The organism is Duganella sp. FT27W, assembly GCF_009295655.1.
Taxonomy (GTDB): domain Bacteria; phylum Pseudomonadota; class Gammaproteobacteria; order Burkholderiales; family Burkholderiaceae_D; genus Rugamonas; species Rugamonas zoogloeoides.
The window spans coordinates 661,103-674,402 of the sequence record NZ_WHIV01000001.1 but is presented as its reverse complement, the minus strand read 5'-3'; the positions used below and the strand labels follow the sequence as shown (position 1 = coordinate 674,402).

Sequence of the window (13,300 nt, the reverse complement as noted above, 5' to 3'; positions counted from 1 at the left end):
CGCTTTTAGGTACACTTTTTGCTTGATAGTTCGGCATGACTACAAGCGAGACAGTGACCGGGCCGGAACCCACCCAGCGCATCATCAAGATTCGCCGCGACTACAATACCTGGGTGGCCAGCGAGACCATCGAGGACTACGCGCTGCGCTACACGCCGCGTTCGTTCCGGCGCTGGTCGGTGTTCCGCGTCTCGAACACCGCGTTCGGCGCCATCTCGTTCCTGGTGCTGGAAGCCATCGGCGGCACCATCGCCGTCAACTACGGCTTCATCAACGCGCTGTGGGCGATCCTGGCCGTGGGCCTGATCATCTTCGCCACCGGCCTGCCCATCAGCTACTACGCCGCCAACTATGGCGTGGACATGGATCTGCTCACGCGTGGCGCCGGCTTCGGCTACATCGGCTCGACCATCTCGTCGTTCGTGTATGCTTCGTTCACGTTCATCCTGTTTGCGCTGGAGGCGGCCATCATGGCCTACGCGCTGGAACTGTATTTCGGCCTGCCGCTCTACCTCGGCTACATGGTCAGCGCGTTGGTGGTGATTCCGCTGGTGACCCACGGCGTGACCCTGATCAGCCGCATCCAGATGCTGACCCAGCCGGTGTGGCTGATCCTGATGGCGCTGCCGTTCATCGCCATCCTGCACAAGCAGCCCGAATTGCTGCCGCAGCTGTTCGACTACGCCGGTCGCGATGGCCAGCACGGCCACTTCAACATGCTGGCCTTCGGCGCCGCCACGGCTGTGGGCGTGGCGCTGATCACGCAGATCGGCGAGCAGGTCGATTTCCTGCGCTTCATGCCGCCCAAAACGGCCGAGAACCGGTGGCGCTGGCACTTCGGCGTGCTGATCGCCGGTCCGGGCTGGATCCTGCTCGGCATCGCCAAGATGCTGGGCGGCGCGCTGCTGGCGTTCCTGGCCATCCGCGCCGCCGTGCCGCTCGAGGAAGCGGTCAATCCCACCCATATGTACCTGAACGGTTTCGGGCTGGTGTTCGACCATCCGCAACTGGCGCTGCTGGCCACCACCGTGCTGGTAGTGATCTCGCAGATCAAGATCAACATGACCAATGCCTACGCCGGCTCGCTGGCGTGGTCGAATTTTTTTGCGCGCCTCACGCACAGCCACCCGGGCCGCGTGGTGTGGGCCGTGTTCAACGCGCTGATCGCCGTGCTCCTGATGGAGCTCGACGTGTTCCAGGCGCTGGACCAGGTGCTGGGCCTGTACTCGAACATCGCCATCTCGTGGATTACCGCCGTGGTGGCCGACCTGGTGATCAACAAGCCGCTGGGCTTGAGCCCCAAGGGCATCGAGTTCCGCCGCGCCTACCTGTACGACATCAACCCGGTGGGCGTGGGTGCGATGGTGCTGGCGTCGATCCTGTCGGTGGCCGCGTTCATGGGCGCCTTCGGCGTGCAGGCGCAGGCGTTTTCCGCGTTCATCGCGCTGGTGACCGCGTTCATTACATCACCGCTGATCGCGCTGGCCACGCGCGGCAAGTACTACATTGCCCGCCCGGCGCCCCATGTCCATTCCCGCACCTGCGTGATCTGCGAAAAGGAATACGAATCCGAGGACATGGCGCACTGCCCGGCCTACCAGGGGTCGATCTGCTCGCTGTGCTGCTGCCTCGATGCGCGCTGCAACGACGCCTGCAAGCCGCATGCGCGCGTGTCGGCCCAGTGGCAGCAGGCGATGCGCGCCATGCTGCCGCAATCGACCTGGCGCTACCTGAGCAGCGGCCTCGGACATTACCTGCTGCTGATGATCGTCACGGTGCTTTTCCTGGGCGCGCTGCTGGGGCTGATCTACTATCACGAACAATCGGTGCTGTCGGCAGCCGATGCGGCGCTGCTGCCGCAACTGCGCCTGGCTTTCGTCAAGGTGTTTGCGGCGCTGCTGCTGGCGTCGGGCATCGTCGCGTGGTGGCTGGTGCTCACCAGCGAAAGCCGGCGCGTGGCGCAGGAAGAATCGAACCGCCAGACCGGCCTGCTCACACGCGAAATCACGCTGCACAACGAGACAGACGCCCAGCTGCAACAGGCGCGCAAGATCGCCGAGGAAGCCCGCAAGACCGCCGAGCAGGCCAACGAAGCCAAGAGCCGCTACATCGCCGGCATCAGCCACGAGATCCGCACGCCATTGAACGGCATCCTCGGCTACGCCCAGCTGCTCGACAACGACCCCGCGATTCCCGCCCACCGCCAGCAGGCCGTGCGCGTGATCCGCAGCAGCGGCGAGCACTTGCTGTCGCTGATCGAAGGCACGCTCGATATCGCCCGCATCGAAGGCGGCAAGCTGACCTTTGCCACGCGCGAAATCGACTTCCCCGAATTTATCGGCCAGCTGGTGCGCATGTTCGAGCTGCAGGCCGCCAACAAGGGTCTCACCTTCCGCTACGAACTAACCGGCGCCCTGCCGCGCGTGGTGCGCGCCGACCGCAAGCGACTCGGGCAAATCCTAATCAATGTGCTCGGCAACGCGGTCAAGTTCACCAGCGAGGGCGGCGTGGTGATGCGGCTGCGCTACGCGCGCGAAATCGCCTCGTTCGAAATCGAGGACACCGGCCCCGGCATCCTGCAGGAAGAACTCGACCACATCTTCGAGCCATTTACACGCGGCAGCGCCAGCGCCCAGGCCAATGCGGGCGGCACCGGCCTGGGGCTGCCGATCTCGCGCATGCTCACCCAGCTGATGGGTGGCGAGATGCGCATCCGCAGTATGCCTGGCCAGGGCAGCACCTTCCACGTGCGGTTGTTTCTGCCCAGCGTGCACGTGGCCGGCAAGGCGCTGGCGGAGACCCTGGCGCCGCCGCGCCAGCGTAACGGCTACCTCGGTGCGCGCCGGCGGGTACTGGTTGTCGATAACGAGCAGGTGGACCGCGAACTGCTGGTCAACATCCTCGCGCCGCTGGGCTTCGAGGTGGCGCAGGCCGCATCGGGCCTGGAAGGTATCGACCTGCACGCTTCGTTCGAGCCGCACGTGGTACTGATGGACCTGGCCATGCCGGGCATGGACGGCTGGGAGACCAGCTACGTGCTGCGCCGCCGCCACAACTCGCAGGCGGCGATTGCCATCGTCTCGGCCAACGCGTTCGACAAGGGCATGGACAACGCGGCCGGCATCACCGCCGACGACTTCATCGTCAAACCGGTCAATATCGCCGAGCTGCTGGACTGGATCGGCCGCCGCCTGGCGCTGGAATGGACCCACGAACCGGAGGCGCCGGCCGCGCCACCGCCGCCAGCGGCGCTGGTGCTGCCGCCGGACGAACACCTGTCCGCGCTGGCCGAACTGGTGCGCATCGGCTATGTGCGCGGCATCAAGGCGCGGCTCGACGAGATCGATGCGCTCGATCCGCGCTACCGCGCCTTCACCGACACCCTGCGTGGCCACGCCGCGCGCTTCCAGCTGGACCTGATGGCAGACTTTATCCGAAAGAGCAAAGACCATGAACTTTAATCCTGCTGCACCGGGCATCGTCCTCGTGGTGGACGACGTGCCCGAGAACCTGGCCGTGCTGCACGACGCCCTCGACGAATCGGGCTACACCGTGCTGGTGGCCAACGGCGGCGAAGTGGCCCTGGTGCGCGCGGCCGAAGCGCAGCCGGACATCATCCTGCTCGACGCCATGATGCCCGGCATGGACGGCTTCGAAACCTGCCGCCGCCTGAAAGCGAACCTGGCCACGCGCCACATCCCGGTCGTGTTCATGACGGGGCTGACCGAGTCCGAGCACGTGGTAGCTGCCTTCGAGGCAGGCGGCAACGACTACGTGACCAAGCCGGTACGCACCAGCGAAGTCCTGGCGCGCATCGCCGCCCACCGCCAGACCGCGCGCCTGATGGACCAGGCCCGCAGCGCGCTCGACGCTTTCGGCAACGCGGTGATTGCGATGTCGCCGCAGGATGGCAAGATCGTCTGGCAAACCCCGCTGGCGCGCACGCTGATGCAGGGTTACGCGGTGGAGAAGGAACTGCCGGAATGGCTGACCGCCACCCAGGCAGCGCATGCGAAAGGCCAGGCGCACCCACCACTCACTTTACTGCGCGGCGCGCGCCGCCTGATTTTTTCGGCGGCCGAGTACAGCGAGGACGAACAATGGATGATCGTACTGCGCGAGGAATCGGACGCGGCGCAGATCGAAAAACTGATGGCAGCGTTCAAACTCACGCAGCGCGAATCGGAGGTGTTGAATTGGCTGGTCAAGGGCAAGACCAACCGCGATATCGGCGAAATCCTCGGCACCAGCCCGCGCACCGTGAACAAGCACCTCGAGCACGTGTTCGTCAAACTGGGCGTGGAGACCCGCACTTCCGCCGCCGCGCTCGCGATCAGCAAGCTGCATGGATCGGGGCGCGGGGAAGAAGTGGTTTAGGGTTTAGCCTTGGCTGAGGCCATGGCTTCGGCAATCCAGCCATCGAACTGCTGCTGGTGGAACTTGATCCAGCCGGCCGTGTGGCGGGCGATGTCGGCCTGGGTGTTCTCGCCGGTGCGCATGCGTTCGTTCTGGGCGTTGATGTCGGCGATCGGCAAACGCATCACCTCGAACAATTTGAGTGCGGCCGGATTTTTGCCGGCCCAGGCGCGGTTGACCACGATGCGCGTGGTGTTGACCGCGAAGCCGTAGTCGCTGCCGTCGTCCATGCGGGTGTTGGTCTTGTCCGGGTTGGACGAAAACGGTACCTGCAACCACACCACGTCCTTGCCCGGTACCAGCACGCCGCTGACCCAGTACGGCGTCCAGGTGTAGTACAGGATCGACTCGCCGCGCTGGTAACGGCCGATGGTGTCGGCGATCAGCGCCGAGTAGCTGCCCTGAACGTGCTGCACGGTTTCGCGCAGCTTGTAGGCATCCATGTGGTTTTCAATCATCGCCTCGCAGCCCCAGCCGGGATTGCACCCGGTGAGATCGGCCTTGCCGTCGCCGTCATGGTCGAACAGCTTGGCCAGGGTGGGATCGCGCAGCTGGTCGATATTGGTGATGTTGTACTTGTCGGCCGTGGCCTTGTCGATCAGGTAGCCCTGGGCGGCAGGACCGGCGTACTGGCCCACGCGCATCAGCTTGGCATCGCCGCCGGCATTATCGTAGTAGTCCTTGTGCAGCGGGTCCCAGTGCACGGCAAGGAACGTGGCGTCGCCGTTGGCGATGGCGATGTGCGCGGTCGGGTATTCGACTTCCTTGATCGGCTGCATTTCGTAGCCGAGTTTTTCCAGCGCGCGCTCGACCAGCATGGTCTGGAAGGTTTCTTCCGCGATCGAGCTTTGCAGCGCCTGTACCTTGATGCCCTTGCCGGGCAAGTCGGCAGCGGGCGTTTGCGCCATGGCCAGGCTGGTGCCCAGCACCATGGCGGCGATGCCCAGGAACGACAACCACTGGAACTTGCGTTGCGATTTGCGGGTTTCTTTGAATTGTGCGACTTGATTCATGGAGTTCCTTTCTTATTGTGTGGCCAGGTGCGCTGGTGCGGCTTCCTGCACAGGCGCCGGCGTTGGCACGGGATCGCGGCGCACCAGGCGCATCACCAGGCCGGCCGGGCCGGTCTGGTACCAGTGGCGCACGCCACGGCGCGGCTGGCCCATCGCCTGGGTCAGGCGGTCGAGCGTAATGGCCAGCAGCACGATGCCCAGGCCACCGACGGTAGCGAGGCCCATATCGAGGCGGCCGATGCCGCGCAATACCATCTGGCCCAGGCCACCGACCGCGATCATCGAGGCGATCACCACCATCGACAGCGACAGCATCAGCGACTGGTTGATACCGGCCATAATCGACGGCATCGCCAGCGGGAACTGCACGCGGGTGAGCAGCTGCCATGGCGAAGCGCCGTAGGCGCGCGCCGCTTCGATCAGGTCGGGACGCACCTGGCGGATACCGAGGTTGGTCAGGCGCACCAGCGGCGGCAACGCGAAGATGATGGTGACGATGACGCCGGGGGCGTTACCGATACCGAACAACATCACCACCGGCACCAGATATACGAAAGCGGGCGTGGTCTGCATCGCGTCCAGTAAAGGACGCAGCAGGTTCTGCGCACGGTCGCTGCTGGCCAGGAATATCCCCAGCGGTAAGCCGATCAACAGGCAGAACGCCAGGGAAGTCAGCACCAGCGACAGCGTGATCATCGCCTCGGGCCAGATGCCCAGCATCGACACGACCAGCAGCGCCAGCACGGTGCCGATGGCCAGCGCGCGGCTGGTGAACTGCCAGGCAAGCACGCCCACGATGGCGATCACCGCCAGCGCCGGCGCTGCCAGCAGCACGTCGCTGACGCCGGTCAGGGTCGCGTCGATCGGCGCGCGCACGGCCTGGAAGAACGGCCGGAAATTGGCGACCACCCAGCCCAGGCCCTGGTTGATCCAGGACTCGAGCGGCAGCGAACCGTCGAAGATTTGCGATACGTGGAAGCCGGTGGCGTGCGCCGGTTCCGCAGCTGGCCCGGCAGCGTCGAGCCACGAGGTATCGGTCGGTGGCTGCGGCAGCCACGGATTGACCTGCGCGGCCTGCTCTACTGCCGGCTGTGCGGTACGGGCTGCATCGGCGGCGACCGCGGTATGTGCGAGGTTATCTGCTTTCATGCTTGTCCTTTCTGTGCTTGTGGTTCTGCAATCGGTGGCGTGTCGCGGTCGAGGAACTTCAGCAAGGTGGTCTTGCTGATGGCGCCGCGGAAGTTGCCATCGTTGGCGACCACGGGGACGGCATACGGCAGTTGCGCCACCTGGCCGAACAGGCCGGCCACCGGTTCATCGGCATCGATGGTCGGCACGTCAGGGAGATACGCATGGGCCAGCCCGAGCGGGCCGACATGGCCGTCGAGCGCCGTGCGCAGCGAGTCGGCCGATACCACGCCCAGGTACTTCTTCTGCGGGCTGACCACGTAGGCGTAGGCGCGGTCCTGCTCTTCCAGCATCGACAGCGCGGCGCGCGAGCCGCGCGTCGGTGATTCCGACACCACGATCTGGCTCTTGCGGGCGATATCGCCGGCCTTGAACACGGCCGCCGCATCGACACCGCGCACGAAGTTGCGCACGTAATCGTTGGCGGGCTTGCGCAGGATTTCCTCGGGCGTCCCCACCTGCACCACGTGGCCGTCCTTCATGATGGCCACGCGGTCGCCGATGCGCATCGCTTCATCGAGATCGTGCGAAATGAAGACGATGGTGCGGCGCTTGATCTGTTGCAGGCGCAGCAGCTCAGACTGCATCTCGGTGCGCATGATCGGGTCGAGCGCGGAAAACGCTTCGTCCATCAGCAAGATCGACGGATCGCACGCCAGTGCGCGGGCCAGGCCCACGCGCTGCTGCATGCCGCCGGACAGCTCGTCCGGGTAGCTGGCGCCATAGCCGGCCAGGCCTACCTGTTCGAGCGCCTGCAGGGAAGCGGTATTGCGCTCGTCCTTCGGGATACCGGCCAGTTCCATGCCGAAGCCGGTATTTTCCAGCACCGTGATCTGCGGCAGCAATGCGAACGACTGGAACACCATGCTGATGTCCTTGCGGCGCAGCGCCCGCAGTTCCTTATCGGGCAGCGTGTTGATGTCGTTCCCGTCGATCAGGATACGGCCGTCGGTGGGCTCGATCAGGCGATTGAGCATGCGCACCAGCGTCGATTTGCCGGAGCCGGACAGGCCCATGATGACGAAAATTTCGCCGGCTTCGATGGTGAAGGTGGCGTCGAAAACGCCGATGGTGCATTCGGTTTGCGCCAGGATGTCCTGCTTGCTGGCGCCCTGGCGGACCAAGGCCAGTGCTTCGTCGGGCTTGTCGCCGAAGACCTTGAATACATGATCGATAATAATTTGTTTAGCCACGTCGTGGTTCTCCCTCGATGAAACGAATGGATGAAACGCTGCAAGCCATACGGCTGCGGCGGCGTATATGTTGCGATAGTGCGAATTCAAAGCGAATTCCGTCGGCGATGTCGCGGCGCAAGGCGCACGCAAGCAAGTGACGTGTCGGGGGCGGACGCCGTTGCGGCATGGCGCCGGGTCGTCCTGATACGGGCGGAGGGCCCATGGTTGCGTTTCACGCTTGAGGTGAAATGCAGTGTGTAGCGGAAGGTGCTACCTGTTACAGCTGTTGTAAATATGCATCAATTATAGCAAGAAAAAGTGCGCTTGTCCAATAGCTTTCCGGCTCGAAACGTGCTAGCAATGTTAGTCAGCGCACATACCACACCACAAACATGAGACTGGTTTAACGTTTTGGTAGCGATGAAAAGATTGCTTTCAGTATCAAAACGGCAAATTTATCAACGCCGTGCGATGTCAGGATATCATCGCGCCATCGCTGTCACTTCCACGCCACCATGCACCACCCTGCCCTGTCCATCCTGGTCGTCGAAGACCACCCGACCATCGCCCGCCAGATCGTGGAATTCCTCGACGGGCTGGCGTGGCAGGCCGACCACGCCGCCACCGGCGCGCTGGCCATCGACCTGGCGACCAGTAACGTGTATGACGTGGTCCTGCTCGACCTCAACCTGCCCGACATCGATGGCCTGGAAGTATGCCGCGCCATCAAGGCGCGGGCGCCGCGCAATGTGCCGGTGCTGATGCTCACCGCGCGCGACGCGTTCGAGGACAAGGCGCGCGGCTTCCACGGCGGCGCCGACGATTACCTTACAAAACCGTTCGACCTGCGCGAAATGGCGCTGCGCTGCGAAGCGCTGGCCCGCCGCAACGCCCTGCACCGCGACCAGCAAACCACGGTAGGCCCGCTGACGCTGCACCTGCGCGAACGGCGCGCGCTATGCCACGGCGCACCGGTGGCGCTCACGCAGACCGGGTTCCGTGTACTGTCCATGTTATGCGAAGCTTACCCGCACGCGGTGGCCCGCTCGGCGCTGATCCACGCCCTGTGGGGCGACGATCCGCCGGACAGCGATGCGTTGAAATCGCACCTGTACGCGCTGCGTAGGCAGCTCGATCTGGCCGGCGCGCCGGACCTGATCGTCACGATCCCGCAGCTTGGCTACCGCCTGGCATTGGCGAACGGCAGCCATGTTTAGGTCGATCCGCCACGGCCTGTTTGCCGCGCTAGCCGGCTTCACGGTGCTGATCTGCGTCGGCTATACGGGACTGGCGCTGGTGATTTCCTACGTCACCGAGGACATGCTGGTCGATCGCCTGCTGGCGCGCGAAGCCGACGGCATCGCCCTGCACTTCCGCCAGCATGGCGAGATCAAGCCGCCCGATTTGACGCTGATCCGCGTCTATCGCAGCGTGGCGGACTTGCCGCCCGAGGTGGAAGGCGCAGTAATGGCCGGGTTCCAGCGCGCCGAAATCGCCACCGATACCGGACCCCACTACCACCTGCGCACGCTGGATCTGCGCACGACCAATGGCGGACAACGGCTGTACCTGGTGGCCGACGTCGCCCCGCTGCTGGTGGTGGCCAAGCTGTTCCAGGAAGTGGGCGGCCTGCTCACTGCCGTGGCGCTCGGATTGCTGGCGCTGGCGTTGTTGCTGGCCTACCTGCTGTCGCGCAGGCTGGTGGCGCCGTTGCAGGTGCTGGCGCAAGAGGTGCGCGCAGCAACCGTGGCGGAGCCAGGTACAGCGGTCAGGTTCAGCGCCAGCGACCGACGCGACGAAATCGGCTACCTGGCCGACAGGCTGGGCGCCACCATCGGGGACCTGCACGCGGCGCTGCAACGCGAAACCGATTTTACGCGCGACATAGGGCACGAATTGCGCACGCCGCTGACCGTGATGCAGAACGTGCTGTCGCGCAGCGGTGGTGCTGGTGCTGGTGCCAACGCTGGCGCCAGCGCTGCAATTGGCAGCGCCGACGCGGAACAGTTACGCGAAGGAGTATCCGAAATGCGCGCTACTGTTGACGTGCTGTTCGCGCTGGCGCGCGCAGAACACATCGCTGCCGAGACCTTCGACCTGCGCGCCCTGATCGAAGAACGGCTGCTGCGCCTGATCGAGGACGAGGGCTGGGACGCAGCGGGCCTGGTGCTGGCACTGCCGGAACGCCTGCCAGCAACAGGCAACCGCCATCTGTGCAGCCTCCTGCTCGACAACTGCCTGCGCAACGCCGTCTTCCACGGCGGCGCCGGCTGTCGCCTGCAACTCGCGTTCGCCGACGGCGCGCTCGCCATCATCAACACGGTGGCGCCGCAACAACCGGCATCCACGCACGGTTTCCGCCACGGCCAGCACCTGCTGCTGCGCATTGCAGCGGCCATGCGGTGGCAGATCGCTTTCGACGCGATGGACGACGGTTACCGCGTGACCATCACGCCAACCATTTAAAAAAGACGGAAAACTTCACCGGCATTTCACCAGCCGCCCTGCATGCTGCGACCTCCAACCAATACCCGGAGTCGCACATGAAAATTCTCGTCAGCCTGTTCCTGATTGCCTGCACCGCCCTGCCCGCCGCCGCGCTGGCCCAGGTCAAGTCGCTGGTGCACAAGGAGGAAAAGCGCCGCTACCTGGTCTATACGCCGCCGTCGTATAGCCAGCAGCCGCAGAAGTCTTACCCGGTCGTGTTCAACTTTCACGGCAGCGGCATGACCATGGCCGAGCAGATGCTGTACACGCAGATGAACCGCGCCGCCGACCGTCACCAGTTCATCGTGGTGTATCCATCAGGCGTCAAGCAGGACTGGAACGTGGGCTTCGGCATGTCGTACCTGGACGGTACCGACGATATCGGCTTTACGCAGGCGCTGCTGGCGAAACTCCGGGAGGACTACCGCGTCGATGACCGGCGCGTGTACGCCACCGGGCTGTCACGCGGCGGCTTCTTCGCCCTGCGCATCGCCGCCGAACTGCCGCAGCTGTTCGCGGCGGTCGCCTCGGTCGGTGCCCCGATGCCCGAACCGGTCATCGCGCATCACACCAGCAAAGGAAAAATCGGCGTACTGCAACTGCACGGCACCGCCGACCAGGTGGTGGCCTACGCCGGCAAGCCGACCGGCTACCTGTCAGCCGAAGCGACCTACGCCTACTGGCTCGAGCGCAACGGCATCACCGCAGGCAACGGCCAACCGGTCAACATCGGCGCCGACGTCACCTGGCAGGAACAAGGCAACGGCCACCAGCGCGTGGCGCTCGCCACGATCCGCGACGGCGGCCACACCTGGCCCGGCGCCGATCCCTTCAACGTCGGCCTGCCGATCGGCAAAACCACCACCACCATCGACGCCAACGACACCATCTGGCGGTTCTTCAGCGAACATCAACTCGGCAAATAACGCCGCGTCAGGTGAGGGCCAGCGGGACGCCGCGCGCCCAGCGGTTGGAGGACAGCGAGAACGTCAGGGCGCGCACCTGGTGGTACCAGCCGGCGGGAACGAACAGCATGTCGCCGGGGTTGACGATTACCTCGACGCAGTTGGCCTGGCGCGCCAGCGGGTAGCGGTCGTAATCGGGCGCTTCGGGGTCGAACGGGGAGCCAAACAGGATGGCGTTCGCTTCCTTCGGGTACAGGAATTCGTCGTGGTGCGGCGGTGCCAGGTAGATGCGCTTGGTGCCCCAGATTTGCGCGAACACGTTGTCGTCGTAGTCGCAGTGCAGTGGCGTCATGGTGCGCACGGGGCCGAGCCAGAAACGCGGCGGCCCCATTTTCTGGAAGTAGCCGGGCCAGTGGCACATGCTGTTCAATTCGCGCAGTTCGAGGTTGCCCACATAGGGCGGCAAATCGTCGGCGCCGGCCAGCGAGATATCGAGGTATTCTCGCATGGTCATGTCGCGCATCGGGCGGTCGGCAGCAAAAGCGTTGCCGATATAGTCGCCCACGCGGGCGCGCACCGGCACGTCGCCATATTGTTCACGCAGCTGCTCGGGCGTGAGGCGGCACAGCGGCCAGCGGTCCACCACGCCCGTGATCAGGAATGGCAAACCCTGCGCGGCGCGGGCACGGAAGGCCGCTGCGTCGAGATGGCCATAGCGCGGCACTTCCGTAATCGCGGGCAGGTCGCGGCTCACGCGGCGGATGGCGTGGCGCATTGCGTCGATCGACGGCACGCCGCGCACCTGGGCGTCTTTCAGCTCGCGCGCGTGCTTTCTTGCCAGTGCCTCTTCGGGCGTATCGATGAATTTTCGGGGCGGCAGGCGTGATTCTCTGGACATGCTGGGCAATGGTTGTGAGGGCGATGAAACAAAAGGCGGTAGTATACCTGTTCGTAACGCTCTCAACGATCCATGATGCAAACCGGCGGCATGCGTATTTTTCGACTCTCCCTGGCAGCCGCGCTGCTGGCCGGCGGCGTGGCCCGCGCGGCCGACATCCCCGTCACCATTTATGCCGATGCCGGCTACCCGCCCTATTCCTACGACAAGGACGGCAAAGCCGCCGGCCTGTATCACGAGATCGTGACGGCCGCACTGGCGCGCATGCAAGGTTACAAGGTCGATATCAAGCCGGTGCCGTGGAAGCGCGGCATGGCGCTGCTGCAGTCGGGCGCCGGCTTTGCGCTGTATCCGCCGTACATGAACACCAAGGACGAACCGTGGACCTGGCCCTACTCGCGCCCGCTCTACGAAGAACACGTGGTGGCGTTTTGCCGCAAGGACCTGCTGGCAGGACGTGGCCGCACGCGCTGGCCCGAAGATTTTTATGGCCTCACCATCGGCAACAATTCCGGCTTCATCGTCGGCGGCGAAGCGTTCGATCAGGCGGTGCGCGATGGCCGCATGCGGGTGTCCGAAGCGCGCGACAGCGCCACCAACATCCTCAAGCTAAAGCTGGGCCGGATCGACTGCTATATCAACGACCGCTATTCGATCGCGTGGACCATGCGCCAGCTCAAAGCCGAAGGCCGTATCAACGACCGCGCCGGCCAGGCCGAGGTGGTGGAAGCAGCAGTGATCGCGGTGAAGAACGGCTATCTCGGCTACACCAACCGCGACCAGGGGCGCTTCCCGTTCAAGGCCGACTTCGTGCGTCAGTTCGATACCGCAATCGACGACCTCAAACGCAGCGGCGAACTCGATCGCATCGTGCGCGGTTACCTCAAATAGATTTTCAGAACGACGCCGGCCCCGAACACATCTCGACCATCAACATCGGCACGCACGTCCACACGATGGCCACCAGAGACAACGCGGCCGTCACCAGCGTGGCCCAGTCGTGCAGTGCCGGTGTGGCATCGCCCTGCCGGCAAACACGCCGCAGCGACCGAGCGAACAACAGCGCTGTCGCCCCCACCGCCAGCACCGACACCGCGCCCAGCACCCACGCCGGATCGCCGCCACGCTGGCAGGCCACTGCCGCATACGCATAGCAAAAGAAGAAATGTACGCCCCAGATCACCAGCGGCAGCACGGCGGTCAAAGTGCGGGTCAATA

General features: G+C 64.6%; 11 protein-coding genes. 6 read left to right on the top strand and 5 right to left on the bottom strand.

Annotated elements, in window-relative coordinates:
• The first annotated feature begins 35 nt into the window (after window positions 1–35).
• On the top strand, window positions 36–3,461 hold the full coding sequence (locus tag F8197_RS02870; RefSeq protein WP_152879808.1) for an ATP-binding protein: 3,426 nt from the start codon (window positions 36–38) through the stop codon (window positions 3,459–3,461).
• The gene (locus tag F8197_RS02865) at window positions 3,451–4,377 is read left to right on the top strand and encodes a response regulator transcription factor (protein ID WP_152879806.1); all 927 of its coding nucleotides are present in this window, start codon (window positions 3,451–3,453) and stop codon (window positions 4,375–4,377) included. Before F8197_RS02870 ends, F8197_RS02865 begins: the two co-directional genes overlap by 11 nt.
• Here the strand turns inward: F8197_RS02865 and proX are convergent.
• The 3 genes from proX to proV are packed head-to-tail and all read right to left on the bottom strand — an operon-like array spanning window position 4,374 to window position 7,810.
• Window positions 4,374–5,429 (bottom strand): glycine betaine/L-proline ABC transporter substrate-binding protein ProX, encoded by a 1,056-nt coding sequence (proX, locus tag F8197_RS02860; RefSeq protein ID WP_152879804.1) that lies wholly within the window; start codon window positions 5,427–5,429, stop codon window positions 4,374–4,376. The genes F8197_RS02865 and proX overlap by 4 nt on opposite strands.
• Before the next feature lie 12 nt (window positions 5,430–5,441).
• Window positions 5,442–6,578 (bottom strand): glycine betaine/L-proline ABC transporter permease ProW, encoded by a 1,137-nt coding sequence (proW, locus tag F8197_RS02855; protein ID WP_152879802.1) that lies wholly within the window; start codon window positions 6,576–6,578, stop codon window positions 5,442–5,444.
• Entirely contained in the window at window positions 6,575–7,810 is a 1,236-nt protein-coding gene (gene proV, locus F8197_RS02850) for a glycine betaine/L-proline ABC transporter ATP-binding protein ProV (protein ID WP_373996765.1), read from the bottom strand. The genes proW and proV overlap by 4 nt, the downstream gene beginning before the upstream one ends.
• A 497-nt stretch (window positions 7,811–8,307) precedes the next feature.
• Here proV and F8197_RS02845 point away from each other — a divergent pair, with 497 nt between their 5' ends.
• From F8197_RS02845 to F8197_RS02835, 3 genes are all read left to right on the top strand, one after another.
• Complete coding sequence (locus tag F8197_RS02845) at window positions 8,308–9,009, top strand: response regulator transcription factor (RefSeq protein ID WP_152879799.1); 702 nt, start codon at window positions 8,308–8,310, stop codon at window positions 9,007–9,009.
• On the top strand, window positions 9,002–10,258 hold the full coding sequence (locus F8197_RS02840) for a HAMP domain-containing sensor histidine kinase (protein ID WP_152879797.1): 1,257 nt from the start codon (window positions 9,002–9,004) through the stop codon (window positions 10,256–10,258). Before F8197_RS02845 ends, F8197_RS02840 begins: the two co-directional genes overlap by 8 nt.
• A gap of 77 nt (window positions 10,259–10,335) precedes the next feature.
• Window positions 10,336–11,205 carry a PHB depolymerase family esterase gene (locus F8197_RS02835; protein ID WP_152879795.1) on the top strand — a complete coding sequence of 290 codons (870 nt, stop codon included), beginning with the start codon at window positions 10,336–10,338 and terminating at the stop codon, window positions 11,203–11,205.
• Between the two features lie 7 nt (window positions 11,206–11,212).
• On the opposite strand, the gene F8197_RS02830 is transcribed toward F8197_RS02835, so the two are convergent.
• Window positions 11,213–12,082 (bottom strand): cupin-like domain-containing protein, encoded by an 870-nt coding sequence (locus F8197_RS02830; protein ID WP_152879793.1) that lies wholly within the window; start codon window positions 12,080–12,082, stop codon window positions 11,213–11,215.
• A gap of 90 nt (window positions 12,083–12,172) precedes the next feature.
• Between F8197_RS02830 and F8197_RS02825 the strand changes: the two genes are divergently transcribed.
• Window positions 12,173–12,973: an ABC transporter substrate-binding protein gene (locus F8197_RS02825; protein WP_227012031.1), complete on the top strand. Its 801-nt coding sequence runs from the start codon at window positions 12,173–12,175 to the stop codon at window positions 12,971–12,973.
• Between the two features lie 4 nt (window positions 12,974–12,977).
• On the opposite strand, the gene F8197_RS02820 is transcribed toward F8197_RS02825, so the two are convergent.
• A complete protein-coding gene (locus tag F8197_RS02820) occupies window positions 12,978–13,298 on the bottom strand; it encodes a hypothetical protein (protein WP_152879789.1) in 321 nt (106 codons plus the stop codon).
• Window positions 13,299–13,300: the final 2 nt, after the last annotated feature.